30 protein-coding genes and 1 other RNA gene are annotated in these 26816 nt (G+C 33.5%); 19 read left to right on the plus strand and 12 right to left on the minus strand.

The features are described from left to right. Both FLP_RS10190 and FLP_RS10195 read right to left on the minus strand, forming a co-directional pair. On the minus strand, nt 1-2874 hold a 2874-nt coding region (locus FLP_RS10190; protein ID WP_165606663.1), incomplete at its 3' end, for a SprB repeat-containing protein. Nucleotides 2875-2890: 16 nt separating this feature from the next. After that, nucleotides 2891-3436 (minus strand): hypothetical protein, encoded by a 546-nt coding sequence (locus FLP_RS10195; RefSeq protein ID WP_065449420.1) that lies wholly within the window; start codon nt 3434-3436, stop codon nt 2891-2893. Nucleotides 3437-3931: 495 nt separating this feature from the next. Here FLP_RS10195 and FLP_RS10200 point away from each other — a divergent pair, with 495 nt between their 5' ends. From FLP_RS10200 to FLP_RS10230, 7 genes are all read left to right on the plus strand, one after another. Then, complete coding sequence (locus FLP_RS10200; protein ID WP_065449421.1) at nt 3932-4417, plus strand: SixA phosphatase family protein; 486 nt, start codon at nt 3932-3934, stop codon at nt 4415-4417. Between the two features lie 7 nt (nt 4418-4424). Then, nucleotides 4425-6506 (plus strand): polyphosphate kinase 1, encoded by a 2082-nt coding sequence (ppk1, locus tag FLP_RS10205; RefSeq protein ID WP_065449422.1) that lies wholly within the window; start codon nt 4425-4427, stop codon nt 6504-6506. A 34-nt stretch (nt 6507-6540) separates the two neighbouring features. Further along, nucleotides 6541-7431 (plus strand): Ppx/GppA phosphatase family protein, encoded by an 891-nt coding sequence (locus FLP_RS10210; protein ID WP_065449423.1) that lies wholly within the window; start codon nt 6541-6543, stop codon nt 7429-7431. A gap of 139 nt (nt 7432-7570) precedes the next feature. Next, nucleotides 7571-8152: a TMEM175 family protein gene (locus FLP_RS10215; protein WP_065449424.1), complete on the plus strand. Its 582-nt coding sequence runs from the start codon at nt 7571-7573 to the stop codon at nt 8150-8152. A 17-nt stretch (nt 8153-8169) separates the two neighbouring features. Further along, on the plus strand, nt 8170-8730 hold the full coding sequence (locus FLP_RS10220; protein ID WP_065449425.1) for a Crp/Fnr family transcriptional regulator: 561 nt from the start codon (nt 8170-8172) through the stop codon (nt 8728-8730). Between the two features lie 59 nt (nt 8731-8789). After that, entirely contained in the window at nt 8790-9824 is a 1035-nt protein-coding gene (locus FLP_RS10225) for a saccharopine dehydrogenase family protein (RefSeq protein WP_089477444.1), read from the plus strand. A gap of 3 nt (nt 9825-9827) precedes the next feature. Further along, entirely contained in the window at nt 9828-10406 is a 579-nt protein-coding gene (locus FLP_RS10230; protein ID WP_065449427.1) for an NAD(P)H-dependent oxidoreductase, read from the plus strand. 100 nt (nt 10407-10506) lie between these two features. Here the strand turns inward: FLP_RS10230 and FLP_RS10235 are convergent, their stop codons facing one another. The 4 genes from FLP_RS10235 to FLP_RS10250 form a co-directional block, all read right to left on the minus strand. After that, nucleotides 10507-11064: an acetate uptake transporter gene (locus FLP_RS10235; RefSeq protein WP_065449428.1), complete on the minus strand. Its 558-nt coding sequence runs from the start codon at nt 11062-11064 to the stop codon at nt 10507-10509. 113 nt (nt 11065-11177) lie between these two features. Next, nucleotides 11178-11552, minus strand: coding sequence for a DNA polymerase III (locus tag FLP_RS10240; protein WP_243397536.1), 375 nt, complete (start codon nt 11550-11552; stop codon nt 11178-11180). A gap of 308 nt (nt 11553-11860) precedes the next feature. Further along, a complete protein-coding gene (gene dnaX, locus FLP_RS10245; protein WP_065449430.1) occupies nt 11861-12946 on the minus strand; it encodes a DNA polymerase III subunit gamma/tau in 1086 nt (361 codons plus the stop codon). A gap of 264 nt (nt 12947-13210) precedes the next feature. Then, on the minus strand, nt 13211-13492 hold the full coding sequence (locus tag FLP_RS10250; protein WP_065449431.1) for a hypothetical protein: 282 nt from the start codon (nt 13490-13492) through the stop codon (nt 13211-13213). Nucleotides 13493-13705: 213 nt separating this feature from the next. Between FLP_RS10250 and FLP_RS10255 the strand changes: the two genes are divergently transcribed. The 6 genes from FLP_RS10255 (at nt 13706) to FLP_RS10280 (ending at nt 16333) form a co-directional block, all read left to right on the plus strand. Further along, nucleotides 13706-14155 (plus strand): nuclear transport factor 2 family protein, encoded by a 450-nt coding sequence (locus FLP_RS10255; protein ID WP_065449432.1) that lies wholly within the window; start codon nt 13706-13708, stop codon nt 14153-14155. Between the two features lie 51 nt (nt 14156-14206). Next, nucleotides 14207-14629 (plus strand): hypothetical protein, encoded by a 423-nt coding sequence (locus FLP_RS10260; RefSeq protein WP_065449433.1) that lies wholly within the window; start codon nt 14207-14209, stop codon nt 14627-14629. A gap of 112 nt (nt 14630-14741) precedes the next feature. Next, nucleotides 14742-15221 (plus strand): BON domain-containing protein, encoded by a 480-nt coding sequence (locus FLP_RS10265; protein ID WP_065449434.1) that lies wholly within the window; start codon nt 14742-14744, stop codon nt 15219-15221. Between the two features lie 3 nt (nt 15222-15224). Further along, on the plus strand, nt 15225-15599 hold the full coding sequence (locus tag FLP_RS10270; protein WP_243397535.1) for a LysM peptidoglycan-binding domain-containing protein: 375 nt from the start codon (nt 15225-15227) through the stop codon (nt 15597-15599). 199 nt (nt 15600-15798) lie between these two features. Beyond that, the gene (locus FLP_RS10275) at nt 15799-16047 is read left to right on the plus strand and encodes a type II toxin-antitoxin system ParD family antitoxin (protein ID WP_065449445.1); all 249 of its coding nucleotides are present in this window, start codon (nt 15799-15801) and stop codon (nt 16045-16047) included. After that, nucleotides 16040-16333 (plus strand): type II toxin-antitoxin system RelE/ParE family toxin, encoded by a 294-nt coding sequence (locus FLP_RS10280; protein WP_065449436.1) that lies wholly within the window; start codon nt 16040-16042, stop codon nt 16331-16333. The genes FLP_RS10275 and FLP_RS10280 overlap by 8 nt, the downstream gene beginning before the upstream one ends. Before the next feature lie 150 nt (nt 16334-16483). On the opposite strand, the gene FLP_RS10285 is transcribed toward FLP_RS10280, so the two are convergent. Then, a complete protein-coding gene (locus FLP_RS10285) occupies nt 16484-16777 on the minus strand; it encodes an SH3 domain-containing protein (RefSeq protein ID WP_065449437.1) in 294 nt (97 codons plus the stop codon). A gap of 124 nt (nt 16778-16901) precedes the next feature. Between FLP_RS10285 and rnpB the strand changes: the two genes are divergently transcribed. From rnpB to FLP_RS10300, 3 genes are all read left to right on the plus strand, one after another. Then, nucleotides 16902-17219: RNase P RNA component class A (rnpB, locus tag FLP_RS10290), an RNA gene on the plus strand. Nucleotides 17220-17250: 31 nt separating this feature from the next. Then, on the plus strand, nt 17251-18501 hold the full coding sequence (locus FLP_RS10295) for a cation:dicarboxylate symporter family transporter (protein ID WP_065449438.1): 1251 nt from the start codon (nt 17251-17253) through the stop codon (nt 18499-18501). Nucleotides 18502-18703: 202 nt separating this feature from the next. Then, nucleotides 18704-19621: a ketopantoate reductase family protein gene (locus FLP_RS10300; RefSeq protein WP_065449439.1), complete on the plus strand. Its 918-nt coding sequence runs from the start codon at nt 18704-18706 to the stop codon at nt 19619-19621. A 5-nt stretch (nt 19622-19626) separates the two neighbouring features. Here FLP_RS10300 and FLP_RS10305 read toward each other — a convergent pair whose 3' ends face one another. Then, entirely contained in the window at nt 19627-19821 is a 195-nt protein-coding gene (locus tag FLP_RS10305; protein ID WP_055096600.1) for a hypothetical protein, read from the minus strand. Between the two features lie 205 nt (nt 19822-20026). Between FLP_RS10305 and FLP_RS10310 the strand changes: the two genes are divergently transcribed. Further along, nucleotides 20027-20575, plus strand: coding sequence for a hypothetical protein (locus tag FLP_RS10310; RefSeq protein WP_065449440.1), 549 nt, complete (start codon nt 20027-20029; stop codon nt 20573-20575). A 32-nt stretch (nt 20576-20607) separates the two neighbouring features. On the opposite strand, the gene FLP_RS10315 is transcribed toward FLP_RS10310, so the two are convergent. Both FLP_RS10315 and FLP_RS10320 read right to left on the minus strand, forming a co-directional pair. Then, on the minus strand, nt 20608-21297 hold the full coding sequence (locus FLP_RS10315) for a response regulator transcription factor (RefSeq protein WP_065449441.1): 690 nt from the start codon (nt 21295-21297) through the stop codon (nt 20608-20610). Between the two features lie 11 nt (nt 21298-21308). Continuing rightward, complete coding sequence (locus FLP_RS10320; protein WP_065449442.1) at nt 21309-22667, minus strand: sensor histidine kinase; 1359 nt, start codon at nt 22665-22667, stop codon at nt 21309-21311. A gap of 272 nt (nt 22668-22939) precedes the next feature. On the opposite strand from FLP_RS10320, the gene FLP_RS25760 reads away from it, so the two are divergent. Beyond that, nucleotides 22940-23359: a hypothetical protein gene (locus FLP_RS25760; protein ID WP_243397534.1), complete on the plus strand. Its 420-nt coding sequence runs from the start codon at nt 22940-22942 to the stop codon at nt 23357-23359. After that, on the plus strand, nt 23337-24869 hold the full coding sequence (locus tag FLP_RS10325; protein ID WP_243397533.1) for an outer membrane beta-barrel family protein: 1533 nt from the start codon (nt 23337-23339) through the stop codon (nt 24867-24869). The genes FLP_RS25760 and FLP_RS10325 overlap by 23 nt, the downstream gene beginning before the upstream one ends. A gap of 275 nt (nt 24870-25144) precedes the next feature. On the opposite strand, the gene FLP_RS10330 is transcribed toward FLP_RS10325, so the two are convergent. Both FLP_RS10330 and FLP_RS10335 read right to left on the minus strand, forming a co-directional pair. Further along, nucleotides 25145-25747 (minus strand): RsmD family RNA methyltransferase, encoded by a 603-nt coding sequence (locus tag FLP_RS10330; protein ID WP_065449443.1) that lies wholly within the window; start codon nt 25745-25747, stop codon nt 25145-25147. Continuing rightward, the gene (locus tag FLP_RS10335) at nt 25744-26565 is read right to left on the minus strand and encodes a DUF3822 family protein (RefSeq protein ID WP_065449444.1); all 822 of its coding nucleotides are present in this window, start codon (nt 26563-26565) and stop codon (nt 25744-25746) included. The genes FLP_RS10330 and FLP_RS10335 overlap by 4 nt, the downstream gene beginning before the upstream one ends. Nucleotides 26566-26816 lie beyond the last annotated feature (251 nt).

Raw genomic sequence — 26816 nt, forward strand, 5'->3', positions numbered from 1 at the left:
TCCCGCCGGAAGATTCGAAACAGAAGCAGTAGATCCAACTGAAACATTTAAAGCATTTTTCCATGAATAAGAAATAGTTCCAACGGCATTGGTTACCGCGCCGGCTGTTATCGTTCCGGTGCTAAATCCAAAACAAGTCACATCTGTTTTAGAAGAAGCCGCAAGAGCTAAAGCCGCAGTTGGTTGTTTAATAACAATTGTCAAAGTTCCTTTACAGCCATTTGCATCTGTAGCAGTTACTTCATAGCTTCCAACTCCCAAATTGGTTAAAACCTGAGTAGTACCAGCATAAGCATTTCCGTCTTTTTTCCAGGAATAGGTATAAGGAGCAACTCCGCCAGTCGCATTATTTACTGTAATAGAACCTGTTGACTGACCATAACAGTTTACATTTGTATGTGATGCTGTAAGTTCAGTTACAAGAACTGTACTTTTGGTCACGACAACTGGTTTTATGTCATAACAATTAGTTGTTGAGTTTGTTCCTTTGATGTAGTAAGTTCCGGGAATTGCCGAAGCATAATCCGGATACGGAATAGTTGCAGCCAAATCTTTCCAAAAAGTATAAACTAATCCTGCCGTACTTCCGGCTACAATTGCCGAAGCAGCAATATTAAGTGTTGCAGCAGGCGAACAAATGGGTGCCGGAGCAGTTATAACTAGCGTTGGCTTAGCATAAATATTGACCGTAATTGGTTTTTTAGGTCCAATACAAGCATTTGAAATTCCTTCGGCAACATAATAAGTAAATTGTCCAGCTGTATCAGTAGGAGGCTTTATTGATTGTTGCGCAGTAGAGGTAGTAGTCAAATAGTAATATAATGTATAACTCGGGTTTGTAGGTGTCGCAGTTAAGGGCTGAGAAACATCACCAATACAATAATTTACGGGTCCACTCACCGTTGGCATTGTAGCAATACTTTGAACCGTTATGGTAAACTGAAAATAACAACCACCCGTTGCTCCTGGAGGAATAGCATAGTAAGTATTTGTACCAACCGTTGCAGGAAAAGGATTGTTTATCGTGTATTGAGTTGTTGTTCCTGCTATAATTGGATAAGCATTATAAAAAGTCGATCCCGGAGGAAATGACCCCGTTACATCTGTAATTGGGATTGTTGATGATCCATTACAAAATGTAAATGCTATAGTTGGAGGTGTAGCCTGACAATTTGCATTAATAAAAGAACTGGTATTAATGGTTGTTTGCAGCGGTGCAGAAATCGCAACGCCACTACAAGTACCACTTGTTGTATAACCTAAGATAAAAGGTTTATTTGTAACTGCCACACCAGAATTTATTCCAGTGCCATTTAGAGTACCATTTACAGAAATGACATTGCTGCAATTAGAGTTTTTAAGCAACGCACAGTTTTCTGTAGATTTAAGTTTAAAGGTTAATTCTGCGAGAACTGTATCTGTATTTGCAAGAAGAGGTAACGTTCCTAAATCCCAAACAATAGATCCGTTTGCACCAATAGTAGGCTCATAAGTCAAACTATTTGGAGTTGGAAGTGGAGTGAAATTCACTACTTTTCCTAAACTTCCGGGTACAAAGGTCGCATTGTATGGTATCGGAATTATGATTTTTGAATTTTTTGTCGGTTCAGAACCTTTATTCTTTATTTGAAGTTTATATCCCATTTCCTGACCAGGTAAAACAGTATAGGGACCTGCACCCGCCGAAGTACCATTTATTGTGGTAGCTGTAAGTGTGCCTTCAATTTCCGGGACATAAGCATCAACCGCCATTGCAATTGCAAAAATGGTGTAAGTATCAACAGTTGAGCCATATCTAAAAGTAGTTGAGGTTTGATTATTCCCAATAATATCTTTGGCTGTGTTGGGTAAATCAAACATACTAATGTCGATACCGGAATTATTCGTTAAACTTGGATTTCGTGTATTCCCACCGGTAAAAATAGAGGAATTAAAAAAGTTTGTATTCGAATTTCCGGTTCTGCTTAACGTGATGTAATCGCTATCAAGATCAGTAACTGCTGTTCTTTTTTTAACTTTAAAATAATCTCCGCTATAATTCACATCTCCTTCACCGGCCATTATTCCTAATTTTATTCCAACAGGGCCAGAAGCCACAGAGTTAAAACCGGAAACCGGAATATTATAGCTCAACGTTTGGCTTTCCCTCACATAAGCGTGTCCGTCAAAAATGGTAATATCCCTGTTTTTCATACTGGAATTTTCGTAAACAACGATCAATGCCCATCCGGCATATTTTCCAATATCACCACCATCGTTTCCTTGGGTAGCAGCGATATCTGCAGCAAAATAAGCACCAACACCGTGATCTTTCACGTAAGTGGTAACTTCTGCATAAGCAGTAAACATATTTCCGTTTGCATTTGTTGGAAAATAAATATCAGTTGCTGCAAAAGTATCATAGCCGGATGCTGAAGGACCTTTGAATAAAATTTTTCGTTTATCTAAAGTTTTAGTCAGCGTTCCGTTTGTAGCGGTAAATGTGTTTGGACTATTGGCTGCATTAGAAACTCTTCCTGTCCAGTATAAACCGGCATAAACTACTTTAGAGCAGTCTAGATTTGTACCGCTGTCAGTAGGCAAAACAAGAGTTGATGAAGAAGAGTTTAATGTGGTGTTATCGCCGTCAATATCAACATATTTCATCGAATTACCACCATTTGTGGTATTGTTGCCATAGTTCTGCAACGTCAAATTAGTATTTCCCATCATCGTAAAATTACCTTTTACATGATACGTTTTTGTTGTTGGAGTAAAAGAAGAAGTTCTTTCTTTAAACGGAACAATAACTTGTGCATTTCCTGTAAAAGCACTTCCTAATAACATTAAAAATAAATAACAAAGCGCTAAATATTGATAGTAGAATTTTTTCATAATAATTGCTTTTAAATTATCCGCCGATAGAAACATTGTAGATAAGAACATATTTTGAAGTGTCATTTTTGATCATGTTATTGATCACTGCCTCGCTAGTTTGAATTGCTGTAGAGATGTAGATGTATTTTAATTTAGCAAAACCTGAAAACGAAGTAAGATCAATAGTCCTGCTTAAGTCAGAACTTGTTTCAATTTTTATAGTGGCAATTTCAATATCATTGCCCTGTATTGCTGCTGATCCCAAAAAAGGTATCGAATTGACATCTGTGTACAAAGCAGTGGGATTATCGCCATAGATTTTCACCGTTCTGTCGTCAGATAAATAGTAAACTGCCGATTGTAGATCGTACAAGAGATGTTTCACTTTAATTGCATCAGAGGATGGTAAGGCACTTAGATATGAATCTACATTTTTTGTCTGTGCAAATGCAAGAGTTGTAATTAAACAAAACAGTAAAGAAAAAATGTTTTTCTGAAAAATGTTTTTTTTGAAAGAAAAAATAAACTTACAATCGTGAACAAATTTCGCTGCTTTTTCAAGAGTAGTTTTAGTTATCATATGCGTGGTTTTTTGTTTTTGGTATTTATCAAATTTTAACAGAATCAAAGTTATAGAGAGGTGCAACTTTTGATTTTTTTTGTCCGTAACTAACCTAAAAACTCGTTGAAGTGTATTTTTTTTGTAGAATAATGCGTCAAAAAGGATTTTTTTTTATCATTTCTAACAAATAAAAAAGTATGATTTTTTTGGTTTTTTGATTAAAAATGCAATTTTTAAAATATTTTAAATGATTAATAATCAGATATTTAGTTAATTTTTTATAAATAAGCTTCAATCGACCAACTGTTTGTTTTAATAGATGAAGAACACTTTTCGAAAAAATGGAATAAGTTGATTCCTTTGATATTTCGTTCGTACGAAACTTTTAATTCTTGTTAAAATTTGCCTTAAATGTTAACAGAAATAAAAAAAGCAGAAGGTTTAATATTTCTTTTGTAAATTAGAAGTTCAATAAATTATTAACCTCCTAAGAGGTTTATAAACCATCCGCTTATGAAAAATTTAATTTTAATACGTCATGCAAAATCAAGCTGGGAAGCTCCTTTAAAAGATTTCGACAGACCTTTAATGAAAAAAGGAATCCTCGATGCCCATGAAGTATCGGCAAATATTTCAAATTTTCTTCCTAAAACCTATATAATATGGAGTAGTACTGCGGCACGGGCTTCAGAAACGGCGCTGATTTTTGCCCAAAATATTTCGTATCCTATAGAAAGTATCGTTTTTAAAGACGATCTTTATACTTTTGATGATAAACAGCTTGAAAAGATTATCAAATCATGTGATAATAGTTTCGAAAGTGTTATTCTTTTTGGACATAACGAGGCTATTACAAATTTTGTTAATAAATTTGGAGATGTTTTTATCGAAAACGTTCCTACTTCAGGCTTTGTGTCCTTACAGTTTGATGCAGATAGTTGGAACGCAATCAATAAAGGTAAAACTCATAAAACAATTTTCCCCAAAGATTTAAAATAATAATAAAGTGTACGAACAGAAATATATCGATAGAGAAAAAAGTTGGTTAGCGTTTAATGCGAGAGTACTTCAGGAAGCCGCAGATAATACGGTTCCGCTTTTAGACAGGCTGCGTTTTGTTGGAATTTTTTCAAACAATCTGGATGAATTTTTTAGAGTTCGTTATGCTGCGATTCGAAGATTGAGCCTCTCAGGAATTTCTGGAGAAAAATATTTAGGTGGAGTTTCTGCCCATCAGTTAATTAAAGATATTACCGAAATTGTAATTCAGCAGCAATCTGAAAGTTTACGTATTTTAGGTAATATTGAAACAGAACTGGAAGCCGAAAATATTTTAATTATTAATGAAGATGAAATAACACCGGATCAGGCATGTTTTTTAAAAGATTTTTTTGATCAAAAACTGAGTCCGGAATTAGTTACCATCATTTTAAATGATTTAGCAGAATTCCCAATTCTTAAAGATACATTGGGTTATTTGGCTGTTCGTTTAGAAATGAATACAAATAATGAGGTTCGTTACGCCGTGATCGAAATCCCGAAAACCATCAACAGATTTGTTGTGTTGCCATCTCACGATGATAAACATTATGTAATTCTTATTGATGACGTAATTCGTTATAACCTGAAAAATATCTTTAATATTTTCGATTATAAAAGTGTTTCGGCACATATGATCAAAATTACCCGCGATGCTCAGCTAGATATCGATAGCGATTTGAGTAAAAGTATGCTCGAAAAAATTGCAACATCAGTAAAAGACAGAAGAATAGGAGAGCCAGTTCGTTTTATTTACGATAATTTAATTGAAGAAGATACGCTGCATTTCTTTTTAGATAAAATGAAAATTGTAGAAACAGATAGTATTATTCCCGGAGGAAGATACCATAATCGTCGCGATTATATGAGTTTCCCTAATTTAGGAAGATACGATTTACTTTATAAACCAAACGAACCATTGCCAATTCCGGGTTTAAGTCTGGGAGGAAGTATGCTCGAAAAAATAAGTAAAAAAGATTATCTGTTACATGCACCGTATCAGTCATTTTCGTATTTAACCAAGTTTTTGCGTGAAGCGGCTTTAGATCCAAAAGTAACCAGTATCAAAATTACCTTGTATCGTTTGGCTAAAAATTCGCAGATTATTAGTTCATTAATTAATGCTGCTAAAAATGGTAAAAAAGTAACCGTACAAATCGAACTTCAGGCACGCTTTGATGAAGCTTCGAATATTTCGTATGCAGAGCAGATGCAGACCGAAGGAATTGAACTTATTTTTGGAATAAAAGGTTTAAAAGTACACAGTAAAATTTGTGTGATTGAAAGAACCGAAGAAGGGAAATCACGTCGTTACGGATTTATCTCCACAGGAAATTTCAACGAATCAACAGCGAAGATTTATACAGATGTCACGCTTTTTACCTGTCATCAGGGAATTTTAAAAGACATCTCAAAAATATTCGAATTTTTCGATATCAATTACAGAGTACACAGATACAAGCATTTAATAGTATCGCCACATTACACAAGAACTAAATTTATTAAATTAATAGATCGTGAAATTCTGCACGCTTTGGCAGGTAGAAAAACACATATTAAATTAAAAATGAATAGTTTATCTGATTTTAAAATGATCGATAAATTATACGAAGCCAGTAATGCCGGAGTAAAAATCCAGCTTCAGGTAAGAGGTATTTGCTCTCTGATTCCGGGAATTCCGGGAATGAGCGAAAACATCGAAGCCATAAGTATTGTCGATAATTACCTGGAACATACAAGAGTTTATATTTTTGGAAATGCCGGTCTGACCGAAGTTTATATTTCGTCTGCCGACTTCATGACCAGAAATCTGGACGGAAGAGTCGAAGTCACGTGTCCGATTTATGATCTTGAAATAAAGAAAGAATTAATAGATAATTTTAATATTGCATGGAAAGGAAATGTCAAAGTGAGATACCATTCCTATAAACTAGATAATAAATACAAACCTCGAAATCATCATGCCCCATTTAGAGCGCAACTTGAAACCTATAAGTATTATCAAAACAAAGTATCAGTATTAGAGCAAGTTCCTCAAAAAATAAATTAATAATAAAAAGAATAATTTCAAATCATAAGTGAGCATGATTAATATAAAGAAATATGCAGCAATAGATATTGGTTCAAACGCCATGAGGCTTCTAATATCGAATGTTGTAGAACAAGATGGCAAAGAACCACAATTTAATAAAAGTTCGCTTGTTCGTGTGCCAATTCGTTTGGGACAAGATGCCTTTACAGTTGGAGAAATTTCAGAAGAAAATATAGATCGAATGGTGGATGCCATGAAAGCATTCAATCTTTTGATGAAAGTACATAAAGTAGAGCGTTATATGGCATTTGCCACTTCGGCAATGCGTGAAGCGTATAATGCTAAAGAAGTAGTGGCTTTGATTAAGAAAAAAGCCGATATTAAAATCGAAATTATTGATGGTAAAAAAGAAGCCGCCATTATTGCATCGACAGATTTACATCATTTATTAAAAACAGATGAAACTTATCTTTTTGTAGACGTAGGTGGTGGAAGCACAGAGTTTACTTTGTTTTCTGACGGAAAATTAATCAATTCAAGATCCTTTAAAGCCGGAACTGTTCGTTTACTGAATAATATGGTGCATGATGTGGTTTGGGATGAAATCGAAAAATGGATTAAAACCAATACGGCAGATTATGATGAGGTAACCTTAATTGGTTCCGGAGGGAATATTAATAAGCTGTTTAAAATGTCCGGAAAACAGCAGGAAAAACCGCTTTCGTACATTTATATTAATTCGCAATATGCGTTTTTAAATTCATTAACCTACGAACAAAGAATTGCAGAACTAGGACTGAATTCAGATCGTGCTGACGTAATTATCCACGCTACCAGAATTTACCTTAATGCAATGAAATGGAGTGGAGCACGCCAAATTTATGTTCCTAAAATCGGACTTTCTGACGGAATCGTAAAAGCAATGTACTACGGAAAAATTTAATTTTTACAGATATTTTTTTGCCACGAATTCACAAATTTACACTAATTTTTTATTCTCATTATAAAATATAATTCGTGTAAATTTGTGCAATTAGTGGCAAACTTTTTTATAACAATCCCAAACTTAATCTTATATATAAATGAATAAAACAAGACTTGAAGCTTTTAGTGATGGTGTATTAGCAATTATTATCACTATTATGATTTTAGAAATTAAAGTGCCGGAAGGGCATGAATTTGCCGATTTAAAAAGGCTTATTCCTAAGTTTTTAAGTTATATTTTGAGTTTTATTTATGTGGGAATCTATTGGAACAATCACCATTATTTAATTCATGGCATGACCAAAATAAACGGAAAAATCCTTTGGGCTAATTTGCATTTATTATTTTGGTTGTCCTTAATTCCCGTTGCAACAGGCTGGATGGGAGAACATAATTTTGCAAAAGCTTCCATGACTTTGTATGGAGTCGTATTGTTTTTATCTGCAATTGCGTATTTTATTTTACAGCGCATTATAATTGTAAATGAAGGTGAAAATTCAGTATTGGCAAAAGCGATTGGAAAAGATTTAAAAGGGTATACATCAGCTGTTTTATATGTCGTAGGAATAGCCTTTTCGTTTTACAACGAATGGGTTTCAGGTGCTGCTTATTTTGCTGTAGCAATGTTATGGCTTATTCCGGATAAAAGAATTGAAAGAGTTTTTGCGTCTAAAAATTAATCTATTCAGAATTTATAATGAAATCAGTTTTTCAATCAATTCAGGTTTTACCTCAAAATGAATTAGAGCTGCTCGATGATTTAATTACTTTTCGAAAACTCAAAAAAGGAGAACTTTTATTGCAAGAAAATGAGGTTAGTAATGAAATCGTTTTTATCAAAAAAGGGATTTTACGTTCGTATTTTTTCAATCATCAGGGGGATGAAATCACGAATTGTTTCGCTTTCGAAAATGAATTTATGGCATCATTCTCTAGTTTTATAACGCAAAATGTAGCCGAAGAAAATATTCAGGCAATAGCCGATACAGAAGTTCAAGTCATAAACCGTGAAAGTTTAGAAAAGCTGTATGCATTAGGCATTCATTGGCAGGAAATAGGACGTAAGTTAACTGAAATGGAATATGTTACGCTTCAAAAAAGAATGATTTCTTTTCAGAAATTATCCGGAACCCAGCGTTATGAAGAACTTTATAAAAACCATAAAAAATACCTGCAGCTCATTCCATTGCAATATTTAGCGTCCTATTTAGGCGTTACACCAAGGCATTTAAGTAGAATTCGTAAAGCAATATTATAGGACATTTGTCTGGTTGTCGAGAGATATCTCATCATTATTTTTGCTAAAAACAATATATAATGATGAGAAAAAATATTTTAGTAATTGGCGGAACCGGCTTAGTAGGTAAAGTCATATTACGAATTCTTGAAGCAAGAAATCCTGACTTTAACCTGTTTGTAGGAAGTCGTCAGTCAGGAAAAACGAATAAAAATTTAATTGTTGACGTCAACAATCCAAAAACGTTTGAATGTATTATACAGAATAAAATCGACCTGATTGTATTGTGTACAAAAGATAGCAATAATGAAATTTTGCAGTTTGCCATGCAAAACAAATTAGATTATATCGATATTACAAAGCCAACACCAGATCTCACTATTGCGTATGATTTAGCCAGGGCAAATAACCAGAAAATAAATAGCCGAATTGTTTTTAGTTCGGGCTGGATGGGCGGTATCGTAGGTAGTCTCGTAGATTTTATGGAGCCGGACAAACATAAAATTCAGGAAACCAACATTTTTATCTATTATTCTGTAAAAGATTTAGCAGGAAAAAGTTCAGCCAATTTTTTAGCCGAAAACGTATGCAAACAATTTGTTGTTTATAAAAATAATCAACCACAACATGTAAAGCATTTTTTAAATTCCGAAAAATTTAATTTCTCTTTCGGAATTGGCAAACGTCAGGTTTATAATCTTGATGTTCCAGATTTGTTTATTTTAAATCAGATAGAAAAAATACCAACTGTTTTGGTTAAGATGACCTACAATTCTAAGTTCGTAACCAGTTTGATGGGGTATTTTCAATCGCTTAAGATTTTTAATATCATGTTTTTAAAAGAAAGACAATTGCTATTTGGTTCAAGCGGAAATGGTGATCAAACCATTTTTGAAGTAATCATAAAAACGAAGGATAAAACAAAAAAAGTTAGCTTGCAAAGCATTAAAGGTCAGGCGGAATTGACGGCTTTTTCGACAGTTTTGCATATCGAAAAAATGTTGAGTGACACTTTATCGGGCGGAATTTACTTTAGTCATCAAATACATTCGTCGAAAGAAGTTTATGAGGCTTTAAGTACTTACAGTACCATTAATCTTAAAATAAACGAATAGAGCATGAAAAAAATACTAATTATAAATGGACATCCAAATCCGTCAAGCTTCAATTTTGGAATAGCCGAATCTTATTTAAAAGGTGCAATCGCTTCCGGTGCAGAAGTCGAAACCATAACAATTGCTTCATTAAATTTTAATCCAAACCTGCAATTTGGTTATCAAAAACGAACTGAATTAGAACCGGATTTGCTGGAATCGTGGGAAAAAATCAAAAGGGCAGACCATTTGGTTTGGATTCATCCGGTTTGGTGGGGAGGTTTGCCGGCAATTACAAAAGGATTTATTGATCGTTTGTTTTTACCAGGAATGGCGTTTCAATATCGTGAAAACTCAGTCTGGTGGGATAAACTGCTTAAAGGAAAAACGGCACATATTATTACAACTCTTGATCAGCCAGGCTGGTACTATAGATTTTCTTATGGAAGACCAAGTGTAAATCAATTAAAGAAATCTACTTTAGAATTCTGCGGTGTAAAACCCGTAAAAGTAAGTTACATCGGAATTATAAAAACAGCTACAGATTTTCAAAGAGAAAAATGGCTGCAAGAAGTTTACGATTTCGGATTAAAGAACAAATAAACAATTTTGCCACGAATTACACCAATTAGCACTAATTTTTCATTTATAAATGTTCTAATTTATCCTTTAGATTCGTGTAGTTCGTGGCAAAAAATAGTTATCAATAAGGTAGTACTTTTTTACCTTTTACTTCTTCTAGTAATTCGGCCATAGCCAAATAAAAAGCACTGCTTCCGCAAATGATACCAATTGCTCCTGCAAGAGTAGCTATTGACTCAATTTCAGTCCATTTTTCTATAGCCAAAAGAAAAAATAAAACGGTTAATGAAAGAAAAATAAATTGCTGAACCTTGCTTCCGCCCCATGTTCCGTACCACATAAAAGCAGTAAATATTCCCCAAAGAGCGAGATACCATCCTAAAAATGAAGAAGGAGTAGGCCCCGCTACAGTAATATCACTACTTGGAAGCATCCAGATCGCAACCAAAGTAATCCAGAAAAAACCATAGGACGTAAAGGCAGTAGCGGCAAAAATATTTCCCCGTTTAAAAGCAATAATTCCCGCAATTACCTGAGCAATTCCGCCATAAAAGATTCCCATTGAAAGGATGACAGCACTTATAGGGAAAAATCCCATATTGTGAATGTTTAATAAAATAGTGGTCATTCCGAAACCCAGAAGACCCAGTGGTGCAGAATTTGCTAATTGTTTTTCCAATTTCTAATATTTTAATAAATTATTAATACGTCAAAAATATAGAAAAAATACTACAAAGTATATTGTTGCTTAAAAAAAATCTACCGAAATAATCGTTGCAGGGGATTTTAAAATTAAGAAGTTAAATCTAATCCAAATGTAGATCTTAAAAGTTCCAGATTAGGATTAATTTCCACCAGTCGATTGTATCGATCCTGGTCGTTTAAACTTCTCTTAATTTCAATAGTTTCATTTACATTCACTTCAATAGTAATGTCATGATTGTGTAAATGTCCTTTTAAATGCCCTAAAAGACCATGAATCTGACCTTCAAAATCTAATTTAGAACCTTCATTAGGTAATTCAAAAGTAATAACTGTTCCGTTTAGTTTAGGATCATTAATCAATAGTAACGATTGCATGATTTTATGGCCTTTGTCCCCCAAACGTTGTGCATATTTATTCCATTGCACTAACATTTCAGTCTCCGTAAATTCTTCCGTAGGCATTACAGAAGTCGGTTTTACATAAGACATATTGGCGGCTTCCAGCTCTTTTTTCTTGCGAATACTCGATAAAGAAAAAGCAGAAATTTTAGGTTCGTTACTGACTTCAGGTTGTGGAGTTTCAACTTTTGGAGTTTCAACAGTATTGTTTACAGCAACATTGCTATTTTGATTGGCATTGTTTTCTCCCTCAATATTTGGAATTTGGGATTTCTGATTTGTAATTTCTCCCCCAGTATTTGAAATTTGGGTTTTTGCAGTTGGAATTTCAGTAATAGAATATCCACTATTTCTGTAATAAGTAGGGGGAATTATGAATTGCTCAACTTTTTTTTTTCTCCATCAAAGCTGATAGAGGCCAATTGCATCAAACATAATTCAACCAAAAGGCGTTGGTTCTGACTCAGTTTGTATTTTAAATCGCAGTCATTTGCGATATCAATTCCTTTTAATAGAAATTCCTGCGAACATTTTTGAGCTTGCACACCATACATTTGCTGCGCTTGTTCACCCACTTCCAGCAAAGCGATTGTAGCAGGAGTTTTACTTACCAGTAAATCCCTGAAATGCGAAGCCAGACCGGCAATAAAATGATGCCCGTCAAAACCTTTTGCCAGAATATCGTTGTATGCCAATAAAAGATCCGGAATCTTATTTTCTAAAAGTAAATCGGTAATGCTAATGTAAGTTTCGTAATCTAAAACGTTTAGGTTTTCGGTTACAGCCTGACGTGTTAAGTTGGTTCCGCAGTAGGAAACCACACGGTCAAAAATAGATAAAGCGTCACGCATTGCACCATCTGCCTTTTGAGCAATAATGTGCAAAGCATCGTCTTCAAAATTGATTCCCTGACTTTTCGCAACTTCAGCCAAATGTTCTTTAGCATCTTTTACTGTAATTCTTTTGAAATCAAATATCTGACAACGAGATAAAATCGTTGGAATAATCTTGTGTTTCTCTGTTGTTGCTAAAATAAAAATAGCGTGTTTTGGCGGCTCTTCTAATGTTTTAAGGAAAGCATTAAAAGCTGCCGAAGACAACATATGAACCTCGTCAATAATATAGACTTTATATTGCCCGGTTTGTGGCGGGATTCTAACCTGATCAATTAGGCTACGAATATCATCAACCGAGTTGTTCGATGCCGCATCTAACTCAAAAACGTTAAAAGCGAAATCCTCATTAGGATCATCATATCCGGGCTGATTTATTTTTCGAGCCAAAATACGCGCGCAAGTAGTTTTGCCAACTCCACGTGGTCCTGTAAATAAAAGGGCAGAGGCAAGGTGATTGCTGTCTATGGCATTCAACAAAGTGTTGGTAATAGCTTTTTGTCCCACAACGTCCTTAAAGGTCTGTGGGCGATACTTACGAGCCGATACTACAAATTGTTCCATATTCTTTTTATTCGATAGCAAATATAGGCTGAAATTTACCAAATCACAAATCTGAAAATCATAAATATTTAAGGGAATTTTGATTGTTTTGAATGTGAGTCAGTAAGGAATTTGAATTTGAATTTTTTAATATAATAGTGATTAAATAGAACGCTGATAAAACGGATTCGCTAAAGCGAAAACGCGGATTTTTACGGATTTTTTCTTTACTTATTTTTTCCTGAGCGAAGTAATGAAAAACCGCTCTTTATAGAGCGGCTTTTTCTAAAGCTTGAAATTATCATCAAGCCATTTTTTAACATTAGCATGACTGCGTGTTGAGCTAGGAAGTTTATCATGTAAGGCATCTTCCAATTTGTTTAATGTTGATTGTGATGTCCAATTCTTCGATGTTAAATATCGATTAAGAAAAGGAAGAACCTCATAACCTTCATGTCTATCAAGAAATGTGCTGTCAGGAATTCCAGTAATTTTTGCATTGTCATTTTCTGCAGCTGCAGTCCAAGAATAAGTGAGTTTTAAATCACTTTTTTTAAAATTTGCCATATTTAGTGGTTTTAAATTAATAATGAGTAAAGGTATTTTTACAGAATAGAAGAATTTTACGGTAATCCATAACTTGGAAATATATTATGTTTTTTATCGTAAACATATTTTTATTTTAATTTCATACTTTTATTTTGTGCAAACTTTAATGATCATAATATTTACACAAAAGTTTTTAAAGCTATTTCGCGTAATCTTAAAATCAACTTTCCCATGAAAAAACTTCTATTACTAATCACAATTGTACTTTGCTCCTTCCGACTTCAAGCCCAAACAGCACAAGATACGATTGATATCAAACGTGTTGCTTTAGCATACATTGAAGCACAACATACTCCAAACCCGAAATTGATGGAAAGTGCTTTGCATCCTCGCTTGGTAAAAAGATCGGTTTTTAGAAGCAAGGCCGCTCAAAAAGATTATATATCAGAATACTTTACAGAGAATATGGTAATTCTTGCAGAAACTTATAATGTAAAAGGGGATAAGTTCCCGAAAAATCCAAGAAAGGAAATTAGGCTTTTGGATATTTCGGCAAGAACAGCATCTGTAAAACTATTGGCCGATGCCTGGATAGATTATATGCATATTGTAAAAACCAATGGCGAGTGGAAAATTATAAATGTACTCTGGCAATATAATGATGTCACGCAACATGAATAAACTTTAAATAAAAATCTCATTTACTATTTACCATGTTACTCAATATAATCCATGCGACAATTTAATTTTAGAAATAACACTTTAAATCTTAAAGTCAAAAAATCGCCATTAGCAGTTAGAATTGTTTTGATTGGAGGCGGATTGCAAATTGGCTATTTTATATGGATTGGAATATTTGGATTGATGGGTTTTTACCTTCTTAGAGTTTCACTTTGGAATACATATGGCGAAGAGAATATAGAAATTTTGAATAATAAAATTATTTATGAAGCCAGTTATGGTTGGTTTAAAGATGGCAAAAAAGAAACATTAATTTCAGATCCGAATTATCATGCTATACCTGCCGGATATATAGAAGATAATGAAGGTGTCTTAGTTATTGCTTCTGAAAACACTGAAATACAATCTGTTGTAAAAATGAAAATGCCTCAGTTAGAAGAATTAATTTCGATTTTAGCAACTTCAAAAATATAGGATATTTATTTCTTTTTTACTGGAAATGATATAAAAACCTTCTAATATCATATAATGTTTTTATAGTTAATCTGTTTAATTTTAGATAGTTAATTATTAAAAAAATGTTATTATGAAAATTCAAACAATTTTACTGGGAATCGGACTTTTTGTTTCACTTGCAGCCTGCGCTCCAAAAGATGCAGATATTGAAAAAGCTATCAGCGAAAAACTAAGCGACACGCCAAACGTACAGGTAACTGTACATGATGGTGTAGCGACAATTACTGGAACTTGCGACGACGAAATTTTCAAAAAAAATATCGAAAAAAGCGTTAGAGCAGTAAAAGGAGTAAAATCTGTTGTGAATACCTGCGAGATTGCAAGAGCCAATCAAGAACCTGCGGCAGCAGCTGTTGTCATTAATCCAGATACAGAGTTAGATAAATCGATACATAAAGTTGTAGATGCTTACGATGGAGTAAGTGCTACGGTTGTAGGTGGTGTAGTAACACTTTCTGGAGAAATTAAAAGAGATAAACTACAGCCTTTAATGCAAAGTATACAGGAACTGAAACCGAAAAAAGTGGATAACAAATTAATCATTAAATAAGTTATGATGAGTTTACAAGATAAATATAGAGATGTGACAGATTTGGCAGGTGAATTAGGAATTGCCAATTTGCAGGTAAGAGAACAAGATAATGTTTTGTATATAGACGGTCAAGCCAAATCGGCAGCAGATAAGGAAAAACTGTGGGATGCTTACGGAAAAATAGATCCTGATTATCGTTCTGCTGATGTGGTAATGAACATCGCTGTTACTGAAGGAGCTACAACTGAATACACTGTAAAAAGTGGAGATTCTTTGTCGAGAATTGGAAAAGCTCATGGCGTTTCCTGGGAAGCCATTTTTGAAGCCAACAAAGATATTGTTAAAAATCCCGACCTGATTCAGCCAGGTTGGAAATTAAAAATACCAACAGCATAATTTAGTTTTGTGTTGTTATTGAAAGTCCGTCTTATGATGGGCTTTTTTTATGTTTTGAATTGAAATGGCACGCGGATCACCTCGATTTTTTATTTTGTCATTCGCAAGGAATGATAATCTCAGTAAAATTAAAGTTAAAATTTATCATGATTTCGAAATGTTACCAAAAATTGGTAACTTTGAATTAATTATAAAAGCTATGGGACGAAATACTTCAATATCATTAGGAAATCATTTTGAAAACTTCATTGAAAATAGTCTTTCTGAAGGAAGATTTAAAAACGCGAGTGAAGTAGTTAGAGCCGGTTTACGCCTTTTAGAAGAGGAAGAAAATAAACTAATTATTTTGAAGAAGGCAGTTCAGGATGGAATTGACAGCGGACGTGCCGAAAACTTCAATGCCAAAAAGCACCTTGAAAGTTTAAAAGCAAAGAGAAAAAATGGCTAAATATTATTTGACTAATAAAGCGGTCGACGATTTAGCTACTATTTGGGATTATACTTATGATGAATGGTCAGAGAGTCAGGCGGATAAATATTATCTTCTACTTTTAAACTCGTGTCAGGAAATAGCCGAAAATCCAAGTCTAGGAAAAAAATACGATAACGTAACAGAAAAATTGTTAGGTTTTAAATCGAATCAGCACATAATTTTTTATCAGATTATTTCAAATAAAGAAGTTGAAATCATTAGAATTCTTCATGTTAGAATGGATTTAAAAAGTAAGTTTTAACTTTTTTCGCCTTTCATTTCGATTGTTATGAAATTTTTTTAGGAGCAGATCTGGTATCCTGTTGCAATCTTTTGTGGCGGACCCCACCGCACGAAGTTTAATATTTTATGTCGCTGAGTTTAAGTTATTTTAAACCCAGCGACTTATTATTTACCTTCCTTTAATGCTTAAATCAAATAAAAATTTAGCGGTTTCCTGATCTGAGTCGGCGGAGAAGCCTGCTACATAAACGCCTTTTTTGCCTGATGTTGATTTAATTCCGTATACAACTGCCTCATCGCCAGGGTCTGATTCCCCTTCGTATCGATACACATGTACAATTTCAAATTTTTCAGGATTCTTTTTAATCAGGTCCGAGTTTAGATTAAAATCACAAGTAAATCCTTTTTCATGTAATTGATCCAGAGCTTTTGAAACAGTTGCGTAGTGATACATTCTTGTCATGATAATTGAATTTTAAAATTATGGATTTTAAAGATAACCAATTTAAAATTAAATCATTATGATAATAGGCCAAAAATCTAAAATTTAAAATGATTATTGTTAGTAGATAAAACGCTACTTTTGCACCGCAGACCGCCTTATCGTCGTCCCAATTTATCGGGAGGGAGGAAAGTCCGGACACCACAGAGAAGCATAGCGGGTAACACCCGTCGGTGTTAGAAATAACGCAAGGACAAGTGCAACAGAAAGTATGTACAGGTAATGCTGTAGTGAAACCAGGTAAACTCTATGCGGTGAAATACCAAGTATATCAGCATTTAAGGGCTTCTCGTCCGTTGTTGAAGGGTAGGTAGCTTGAGTCATGTAGTAATACATGATCTAGATAAATGATAAGGCCTTGATTTATCGAGGACAGAATCCGGCTTACAGGTCTGCATTTTTTATATATTTGTGAAACTCTCTAATCTACCTTCATGAATATAACCACTCCAAAACCTTTTCCTAAACCGGGAAAAAGTACTTTTAAACTCATAATTACCAATCTTACTTTTTGGGTTTTAATTGCCATTATTGCCGGGATTTTGCTAGGACATTTTTCGCCAGAAAATGGTGTAAAAATGGAAATTTTAGGCACTAAATTTATCGCACTAATCAAACTTTTTATTGGTCCGATTATCTTCCTTACCATTGTATTGGGAATTTCCGGAATGGGAAACCTGAAAAAAGTAGGCCGAATTGGTGTGAAAGCGCTGGGCTACTTTGAGGTAGTTTCGACAGTGGCACTGGCTATTGGTGTTGCAGTGGCTTATTTTTTTAAACCCGGAAAAATTGATAAATCAGGTTTGACTTTGGGTGATGCTAGTCAATATACAAAAGGCACAGCGAAGGATTTTTCGTGGCTGGAGTTTTTCTTTTCAAACTTTACATTACAGGTCTTACTGGCGGCGATTGTTTGCGGTATTGCTTTGAACTTTTACAGCAAAAGGGAACAAACCATTTTGGTACTGGAACGCTTTTCAAAAGTCGTTTTCTTTGGGTTGAAATACGTCATGTATCTTGCCCCAATTGGTGCATTTGGCGGAATGGCCTATACGATTGGCAAGTTTGGTTTGGGAACTTTGATTCCGCTTGGCAAACTGATGCTTTGTGTTTACCTGACTATGGCTTTGTTTGTGTTTTTGATTTTGGGAAGTATTTTGCGATATTATAAAATAAGTATTCTTTCGATTTTAAAATATATTAAAGAAGAGCTTTTACTGGTTTTGGGAACTTCGTCATCTGAAGCTGCTTTGCCAAGTATTATGGTAAAACTGGAACAAATGGGTTGCAGTAAATCGGTTGTGGGGTTGGTGATCCCAACGGGTTATTCTTTTAATCTCGACGGAACTTCAATTTATTTGTCGATGTCGGTGATCTTTCTGGCACAATTGTATGATGTGCATTTGAGTTTTTTCGAAATACTAAGTGTAATAGGAATCCTGATGATTACCTCAAAAGGTGCGGCGGGAGTTACCGGAAGCGGTTTTATTGTTCTGGCTTCGACTTTGACGGCATTGCATAAAATTCCTGTAGAAGGCTTGGCTTTTTTACTGGGAGTTGATAAATTTATGAGCGAAGCAAGAGCGATAACCAATTTGATTGGAAATACAGTAGCAACAATTGTAATCTCAAAAAGCGAACGTGATTTTACGGAGCTGAATTTAGATCCAGTTGTAGAGGAGTAATTTGTTTGACTTTGCGCGTAATGGCACACGGATGACACGGATTCGCTTTCTTTAAAGCGCTGATTTAAAACGGATTTTTTATTGGTTTAGGTTTGGTTCTTTTGCACGGTAACCACATTTGTCATTGAAATCACACGCGTAATCACGTGTAATTCTGTTCCTACGTTACTTTATATTTATTGGCATTTAAAATTTAAAATTTATGATTAGAATAGCAATTTTAGGACTCGGTGGAGTAGGTGGTTATTTTGGAGGACTTTTAGCGAAAGCGTATTACAAGTCTGAAGAAATTGAAGTAATTTTTATCGCTCGTGGCGAAACTCAAAAAGCAATCGCCGAAAACGGATTGACAATCATTACAGATGATTCAGAAACTGTTGTTTATCCAAAATTGGTTTCGAATAATCCGGATGAAATTGGCGTATTGGATTATTTAATCTGTGCCACTAAAACCTACGATATCGAGGAAAGTTTACTTTCGTTGCAGCAATGTATCGCTCAGGAAACGGTGATTCTTCCACTATATAATGGAGTAGATGCTCCAGAGCGTATTCATAAATTATTTCCAAAAAATGATATTTTGCAAGGTTGTGTTTATATTATTTCGATGATTTTTTCGCCTGGAACAATTCGGAAAATTGGTTTTTATGAAAAGTTGTTTTTTGGATCTAAAACGGCTTCAAATTCAAAATTAAACGAATTACAAAGCATCTTTCAGAAAGCTAAAATCGAAAGTTATTTGGTAGAGAATATTGAAGAAACAGTTTGGGAAAAATTCATTTTCATTTCGGCTCTGGCTTCTGTAACTTCTTATTTAAACCAGAATATTGGACAGATTTTAAGCAATCCTGATGCTAAAGCTATTTATGTAGAATTACTTAAAGAAATTGAAATGGTAGCCAAAGCCAAAGGTTTACAACTATCAGATGATATTGTAAACCAGACTATTGTAAAACTAGAAAAATCGCCTAAAGAAGCGACTTCATCTATGCACAGGGATTACTTGGCAGGTAATAAAATAGAAGCGGCTTCGCTGACAAAATTTGTAGTCGAAGAAGCTTTGAAATATGGCGTAAAAACTCCTCTGTACGAAAAAATAAGTACCGTTTTATTGTCTTAAAAAGTTTATGCTTCGTCTTTTGTAGCGCGCACTAAACTAATTCCTGACATAAAAAACACTATACCTAATATACCGTAAATAATTAGTGATTTAATGTCTCGCGTTTCGCCTGAAGTCCCTGCAAATATAACAGCAGTATAAATCAAACCAACGATTCCGAGGATGGTTAATAGTCCTCCGAAAAATCTTTTTAGGTTCATGATGTTTGGTTTTAAATGTTCATTACAAATGTATTACGTACTTGATGTAAATAGTTATACAATTGGTTCTAAAACTTATATCATTTACAGTAGTTTATATAATGCCAAATACTTTGCTACATATTAGTGTAAGAAAATATTTTGATTTTTAATTCCTTTGTATTGTTTTAATCTTATTTTTGATGCAACAATTTAAAAATCAAACATGAAGAAAAATTACCTGTTTTTACTTTTAGCTGTTCTTTTTATTAATGCTGTTCAGGCGCAGGATGATGCTCCGATTGCTGTAGTTAAAAATCAGTTTAAGGTTAATTTGCTATTTCCCGCATTTGTTTATGAGCATGGTTTTGATTCTAAAAACACACTTTATTCTGAAGTAACTTTAGGAGTTGGTTATCGTTATAGCAGTTATTATGGCGAATCAAGCTGGTATGTTTTTCCTACGATCAACGAACAGTTTCGTCATTATTATAATTTAGAAAAAAGAGCTGCCAAAGGAAAAAGAACCGCCCGCAATTCAGGGAACTTTTTAGCCGCGTCTGCTTATTATAACTTTAAATCATTAAATACCAACGAAAAATATGGTAATTACGATCCGTCGTTTACTTTGGCAGCACTTTGGGGGTTTCAACGTACTTACAAAGGCCGGTTCAATCTTGAAGTACATTTAGGGCCGGGTGTGAATTTTGATAAATATGATACTGAATTTGTACCCGTTGCTAACTTTACTTTAGGTTGGGTTATCGGAAAATAATCAAAAGAGATATAGTAGAAAACCTTGAGAGATCAAGGTTTTTCTATTTTAAATTCTAATCCAATATTTCGAACACTTTCAATTTTTATTTTTGGATCTGAGTTAAAATATTTTCTAAGTCTGCTGATAAAAACATCCATACTTCGTCCTGAAAAATAATCGTCTTTTTTCCAGACCGACATTAAAATTTGATCTCTTTTTAATAGCTGATTATGATTCAGATATAAATATTCGATAAGAGAAGCTTCCATTTCTGTGAGCTGCTGCACGTGATTTTTATTATTAAGGGTTAATCTTTCATTATCAAAAATATAAGAACCAATTTCAATTATATTATTTCCCTCGAGACTTCTTTTTTGCTCCATTCTTTTTAAAATGTTCTGCAAACGCAGAATCAGTTCGTCTACTTCAAAAGGTTTTATGATATAGTCGTCTGCACCTAGTTTTAGTCCAATGATTTTGTCTTCCTTTAACTTTCTCGCAGTCAGGAAAATAAACGGAATTTCTGGATTGATGGTAATTATTTTTTCGGCCAGCGAAAATCCGTCCATTTTGGGCATCATGACATCAAAAACGCAAATATCAAAAGTCTGTTTTTTAAAATAGTCTACAGCTATTTCTCCATTTTCTGCCCAGATTACCTCAAATTGATGCAGTTCTAAGTATTGTTTTAAAATGGCTGCAAAATCAAAATCGTCTTCAGCTAAAAGTAATTTTTTCAAAATAAGATAATTTAAACTTTTAATAAAATAGTAAACTGAGTTCCTTTTCCTAAATCACTCACAACATTCACAGTACCCTGATGCGCTTTTATAATTTGATCTACATAATAAAGACCTAATCCTAAGCCTTTTGTATTGTGAAGGTTTCCTTGTTGTACGCGATAAAATTTTTCAAAAAGAAGTGATTGTTTGTTCTTTTCAATTCCTATTCCGTCATCTTCAATACTAATAGAGAACTGATTTTCGACAATACTTGTTTTCACAGTAATCGTGTTTGAACCATATTTTACAGCATTTTCAAGAACATTTAAAAACGCAGTTGTGAGATGGAATTTATCTAAAACTAAAATTGTTTTCGTAGTGTGAAAATCGGTTTTAATATTGATTTTTGGAAATGCAATTTTAAAATCATTGATTATCGTTAACAGAAAATTTTCTGTTTCTATTTTTTCTTTTTGTAATTCAATTCCATTCTCGGCCAGTGAATTCGCCATCACCTGATCGATCAAATTTTGTAAACGATTGTTTTGGCGTGAAATCGTATTCACGATAGCATTAAAATTTTCATCATTATCTCTAATATCTTTTCGCTCTAATATTTTGGTCGAAATACCCAAAGTCGCCAAAGGAGTTTTGAGTTCGTGTGTAATATTATTGATAAAATCGGTTTTGATTTCGTTTACTTTTTTCTGCTTGATTAAGGCTTTTATGGCAATGACAAAAAGCGTTATAAGCGTTAGTATAGAAAGCAGCGAGAGAATTAAAACAAAAGTCATTCGTCTTAAAATAATCATTTCCCAATCGATTACCGAGATATACATGGAGTCTTCGGTCAGTAATTTATAATCCTGACTGGCATAAGAACCGTTTGTTGTTCCAACATAATTTCTAACCAGAAATGCATGATTTAACGATGCCAGATTACCGTATAGTTTATTTCGAATAAAAGGTTTTTCAGAAAAAATAGTATCTGCTTTTTTGGCGTTTTGATACAGCACAAATTTATTCAGGACAATAGCAAAATCTATCTTTAGATCCGGTAAATCTCTCTCGAATTTACGCTGAATTTTTTGGGTTAATGCATCCCGATATTCATTTTCAAGAATGTATTTTTTAACATCGACTTTGGTGTTTTTCCCCTGAATATAATTTTCAGATAATTGTTTGTAGAGCGCGTCTTTTTTTGCTACAAGTACCGAATCAATATCACTATAATTATTAGAGATCTGAGCAATTTCATTTTTGATTTCGGTATGAAACTGCGCCACTTTGTAATCATAAGTAGTTTTTACCAAATAGCATTGTACCGCTGATAAAACGATTAGAGCAACGGCAGAAAATGCTATTAGTAAATTGATTCTTTGTTTCATTAGTTGTTTTTGTTATGGCTCGCGGATGACACGGGTTAAACTGGTTTACACGGATTTTTTTTTTTTTTTACGCAGATTAAAGACTTTTCAGATTTATAAAAAAATCCGTGTAAATCCGTTCAATCTGTTAAATCCGTGGGCTATTCGTAATTTCAAAATTAATGCTTTTATGATACAATCAGCACATTAACCCCGCATTAACCTTCAATTAACCTACGTAACCTTTTTTTTAAAGCATTTTTGCAGGATCACAACTTTAACTCCAACCAAAAATGAACCCCTATTTGCCCTTGAAACTTTTCCTGATTTTATTTCTTTTTCTGCTTTCGTTATTTGGATATGCTCAAAATGAAACACCAAAAGACAGTATTTCGAATACATTAAATGAAGTTGTGGTTGCTCAGAACAAAAAAACTTTTACCAATACAAATGGGAATATAAAAGTAGATGTCGCTAATTCTATCTATAATTCGATCCCAAATACGGTTGATTTATTAGCCAAATTGCCAACGGTTCAGGTAAGTTCTGATAAAGAAAGTATCTTGGTTATTGGCCGCGGAAATCCTTTAATCTACATCGACAATCAAAAAGTAGGAATGAACGATTTGAATGCTTTGGCTGTGGCCGATATTAAAACGATCGAAATCATTGAGAACCCATCCTCTAAATATGAAGCCGAAGGTCGTTCTTGATTATCAGATTCCCGATGCGCAAATTGCTTCTAAGTATGATGTAACCGCTTATTCTGAAAAAAGGCAATTTGTTTTTGGAGGCAGTTTGTTTTACAAAATAAACGAAGAGGATTATTTTTCGTTTAGTGTAAACGGCAGGCTTCAAAAAGACATTTTTCCAATTAATACTATAACAGGTAATACAAATAAAAATGTAGAAAATAATGTTTTAACGTATAGTGATAATGACAGCAAGAAGAATTTTGTAAACTCATTTGTAAACTATTCTAAAAAAATAAAAGCGATCGATACACAGGTTTTTACCGGTTTGCAATATTCTAATTTCGATCAGGGATTATGGAGCCAGGTGCAGAATAATTATAATAATACCCAATTTGAACTCACACAACTTCGTGATCAAAAATTTCAGGTCAATGTATTTTCAGGAAAGATTGATGTTGAGAAAAAGTTTAAAAACGAAATGAAGTTGGAAATAGGAGGATTGTATGCTTCTGCCGATTCAAAATCAGATTCTGATATAGTGTATTTTGAGAAAAGTGAAAATGAAATTAGTCATTATGATTTTAAAGAGCAAAATCTGGCAGGTTACAATCAGCTTTCAGGAAAAATTAAAAAAGTCGATTTCTCCGTAGGTTTTAGAGTTGAAAATACCAATGTAAACGGAAAGTTTAAAACTGATTTATTGCCTTTAATCAATAAAAATTATACTGATTTTTTCCCCAAAGTACAGTTTTCAGTCGCAATAGACAGTACGAAAAACATTAGTATAAATTATGCGAAGAGTATTTCAAGACCCAATTATTCGTCGCTAAGTCAGGGCACAACATATATAAATCCTTATTTTTTATATGCCAGAAATATCAATCTGGATCCTACTATTGTCAACGAAATTTCTTCGACATTTCAGTATCATGATAAATCGGTAAAACTAACCTATTATCAAAATACAGATCCGGTTTACAATAGTTTCCTTTATGATAAAGAACTGAATATAATGACTTTTAAAGACGTGAATTTTGACAAGGAATCTGCGTTTGTTCTCGACTTTGAAGTGCCTTTTACCTATAAATTCTGGACGATAACCAATTCTTTAGTTTTTGTTTCAGAGAAGATCGAAGATGTTTCGGCAGTATTTTTATCTTCAAAACCGTATGCATATTATTATTCAAACAACGAATTCAAACTTCCAAAAGGATATACGGCTGTTCTTGCTTTTAGAGGAGTTACAAAACAAAACAAAGGTGTTTTTGAAAGAAATGCCAGGGCAATTGTAGACATGGCAGTTTCGAAAACTTTCTTTAAAAATTGGAATTGCAGTCTGAACTTTAATAATGTATTTAAAAAGATAAATGAAGAAGAAGTATTTACCATTAACAATATCAACTCAAAAGCAAGGTATTTCGTAGATGAACATGAAATTTCTATTTCAATCAAGTATTCTTTTGGGAAAGTAAAGGAAACCGAGTTTAAAGGAAAAAGTATGGAGGGAAACTCTGGCAGGGTGAATTAAAAAAAGGAATCATTGTGTGTAATTATTTTTAACACATAGAAACGGAGAATGGTTTACTCGAAAATAGGCGTTTCACTTATTTCAAATACACAGAGCGGGCTATGAGAAGGAAATTTATTTCTTTTTTGGAATTCTTTTAGATGCATAAAAAAATCTATGTTTCTATGTGTTAAAATTAAAGTTTAGAATTTCAATTATTGAAAAATGGAGCGAAATCAGGACTTTTAATAAATCTCGATTTCGCTCCATTTGAGCTTATTATATTCAAACGAAAATTAACCTTCGTCGTCTTCTGTAGCTTTGTTTAATTTAATGGTCAGTTCTTCCTCATCATCAGTCGAGTTGAGTTCGAAGAAACTAAAAAATGAACCTCCATAATTTTTTTGAAAAGAAAAATTACTTAAATGTTCCATTTTCGTGTATTTAGAATGTTCAATAATCATCATTCCGTCTTCGTTTAATAGTTCTCTTTCGAAAACCGTAAGAACAATTTTTTCAAACGCTGCCTGATCTAATCCGTACGGAGGATCGGCAAATATGATATCGTAAGAAGTTTTGCAATTGTCTAAGAATTTATAGACATCACTTTTCATTGCAGCGACATCAAAATCATATTCTGATGACACTTGTTTGATGAATTTTACACATCCAAAATCACCATCAACTGAGGTTATTGGAGCACTTCCGCGTGAAGCGAATTCGTAAGTAATGTTTCCTGTTCCGGCAAATAAATCCAAAACCTTTAAGCCTTCAAAACTAAAATGATTGTTCAAAACATTAAACAATGCTTCTTTACTCATGTCAGTCGTAGGTCTTACAGGAAGGTTTTTTGGCGGAAAAATGCGGCGTCCTTTGTATTTTCCTGAAATGATTCTCATGATTGAAATAAGATATAATGTTTTTGATTTTGTGCAGTTGAAAAGCTGTTTCTTTCTTGTAATGTGCTTACATCCAAAAATGAAATATGACGAATGTATTTGTATGCAATGGCATAGTACGGATCGTTTTGATGTATTGTACCTAATAATTCAAGCGGAAAACTTTCCGGATTCAAGCTCAATTGTTCGGCTGTAAAAAGAATGTAATAAAGAAAATCTTCCGGAGTCTGATATTCAAAAGAATTGAATAATAACAATTTCTGATTTTGAACCACGATAACTTCAAAATGATTGGCATTGAAATTCACTACCATTTTTTTCTGATCATTGTTCTTGGAGCTTTCAAGAATTTTCTCGACCAAAATACTGTTGACGTGTTTGTAATCAAACGAACCAACAGTATCAATCAAAAAGTTGTTGATATTGATGTAGGGGATATAAACCGAATGCATTTCGTAATTCGAAATTTGATCGAAAGTAAAAAAGTCGGTTTCAAAAACCTTTGTATTGTATTGTAAATAACTTCCTAAGAAATTTTCGTCGAACAAAGCGCTCGGTACAAAAGTCGAAAGATTATTGTTATGAATGACTAAAATTTCATCGTAAGTATCTTTTAGTTCCGGATAATTTTTAAAAGCGGCGCTGTATAATTCTTCAATTTTTGATGGCTTTTGCGTAGCATCAAAATTGATTTCATTAAAGGCTGTTATTGTATTATTTAAAGTATCAAAACAACAAAATGAAAATCCGTTCAGTGAAACCTGAATAGAAAGCTTTTTGTAATTTTTGGAAGTGATGTTAGTATTTTGCAATGACATATTGATTTACAATTCGTTACCTGTTTTACAAGAAAGAATTTAAGGCGATTACAAACTTACAAATAAAATAAATAACAATATCAATGTCAATGCCAACTTCAATGTCAAATTTCAATTTCAAAAAGTAATATCTTATTTTAAATAGTTGTGTCGTTTTTCGGTATCTCTAATTTTATTTAAAATTAATTTTTAGAACCCGCGTTGTTGCTTTTTATCGATTGAGATTAAAATTTGACATTGACATTGAAGTT

This window comes from Flavobacterium piscis, from assembly GCF_001686925.1.
In the GTDB taxonomy this organism is placed as follows: domain Bacteria; phylum Bacteroidota; class Bacteroidia; order Flavobacteriales; family Flavobacteriaceae; genus Flavobacterium; species Flavobacterium piscis.

Bases quoted from the DNA above. Each gene is read 5' to 3' on its own strand.
- FLP_RS10295 (WP_065449438.1), top strand. From the start codon at position 17,251: ATGAATATAACCACTCCAAAACCTTTTCCTAAACCGGGAAAAAGTACT.
- FLP_RS10210 (WP_065449423.1), top strand. From the start codon at position 6,541: ATGATTAATATAAAGAAATATGCAGCAATAGATATTGGTTCAAACGCC.
- FLP_RS10285 (WP_065449437.1), bottom strand. From the start codon at position 16,777: ATGACAAGAATGTATCACTACGCAACTGTTTCAAAAGCTCTGGATCAA.
- FLP_RS10260 (WP_065449433.1), top strand. From the start codon at position 14,207: ATGCGACAATTTAATTTTAGAAATAACACTTTAAATCTTAAAGTCAAA.
- FLP_RS10215 (WP_065449424.1), top strand. From the start codon at position 7,571: ATGAATAAAACAAGACTTGAAGCTTTTAGTGATGGTGTATTAGCAATT.
- FLP_RS10335 (WP_065449444.1), bottom strand. From the start codon at position 26,565: ATGTCATTGCAAAATACTAACATCACTTCCAAAAATTACAAAAAGCTT.
- FLP_RS10240 (WP_243397536.1), bottom strand. From the start codon at position 11,552: ATGCCTACGGAAGAATTTACGGAGACTGAAATGTTAGTGCAATGGAAT.
- FLP_RS10195 (WP_065449420.1), bottom strand. From the start codon at position 3,436: ATGATAACTAAAACTACTCTTGAAAAAGCAGCGAAATTTGTTCACGAT.
- FLP_RS10280 (WP_065449436.1), top strand. From the start codon at position 16,040: ATGGCTAAATATTATTTGACTAATAAAGCGGTCGACGATTTAGCTACT.
- FLP_RS10305 (WP_055096600.1), bottom strand. From the start codon at position 19,821: ATGAACCTAAAAAGATTTTTCGGAGGACTATTAACCATCCTCGGAATC.
- FLP_RS10310 (WP_065449440.1), top strand. From the start codon at position 20,027: ATGAAGAAAAATTACCTGTTTTTACTTTTAGCTGTTCTTTTTATTAAT.
- FLP_RS10255 (WP_065449432.1), top strand. From the start codon at position 13,706: ATGAAAAAACTTCTATTACTAATCACAATTGTACTTTGCTCCTTCCGA.
- FLP_RS10300 (WP_065449439.1), top strand. From the start codon at position 18,704: ATGATTAGAATAGCAATTTTAGGACTCGGTGGAGTAGGTGGTTATTTT.
- FLP_RS10225 (WP_089477444.1), top strand. From the start codon at position 8,790: ATGATGAGAAAAAATATTTTAGTAATTGGCGGAACCGGCTTAGTAGGT.
- FLP_RS10250 (WP_065449431.1), bottom strand. From the start codon at position 13,492: ATGGCAAATTTTAAAAAAAGTGATTTAAAACTCACTTATTCTTGGACT.
- FLP_RS10320 (WP_065449442.1), bottom strand. From the start codon at position 22,667: ATGAAACAAAGAATCAATTTACTAATAGCATTTTCTGCCGTTGCTCTA.
- FLP_RS10325 (WP_243397533.1), top strand. From the start codon at position 23,337: ATGAAGCCGAAGGTCGTTCTTGATTATCAGATTCCCGATGCGCAAATT.
- FLP_RS10275 (WP_065449445.1), top strand. From the start codon at position 15,799: ATGGGACGAAATACTTCAATATCATTAGGAAATCATTTTGAAAACTTC.
- FLP_RS10220 (WP_065449425.1), top strand. From the start codon at position 8,170: ATGAAATCAGTTTTTCAATCAATTCAGGTTTTACCTCAAAATGAATTA.
- FLP_RS25760 (WP_243397534.1), top strand. From the start codon at position 22,940: ATGAACCCCTATTTGCCCTTGAAACTTTTCCTGATTTTATTTCTTTTT.
- FLP_RS10230 (WP_065449427.1), top strand. From the start codon at position 9,828: ATGAAAAAAATACTAATTATAAATGGACATCCAAATCCGTCAAGCTTC.
- dnaX (WP_065449430.1), bottom strand. From the start codon at position 12,946: ATGGAACAATTTGTAGTATCGGCTCGTAAGTATCGCCCACAGACCTTT.
- FLP_RS10265 (WP_065449434.1), top strand. From the start codon at position 14,742: ATGAAAATTCAAACAATTTTACTGGGAATCGGACTTTTTGTTTCACTT.
- FLP_RS10270 (WP_243397535.1), top strand. From the start codon at position 15,225: ATGATGAGTTTACAAGATAAATATAGAGATGTGACAGATTTGGCAGGT.
- FLP_RS10330 (WP_065449443.1), bottom strand. From the start codon at position 25,747: ATGAGAATCATTTCAGGAAAATACAAAGGACGCCGCATTTTTCCGCCA.
- FLP_RS10200 (WP_065449421.1), top strand. From the start codon at position 3,932: ATGAAAAATTTAATTTTAATACGTCATGCAAAATCAAGCTGGGAAGCT.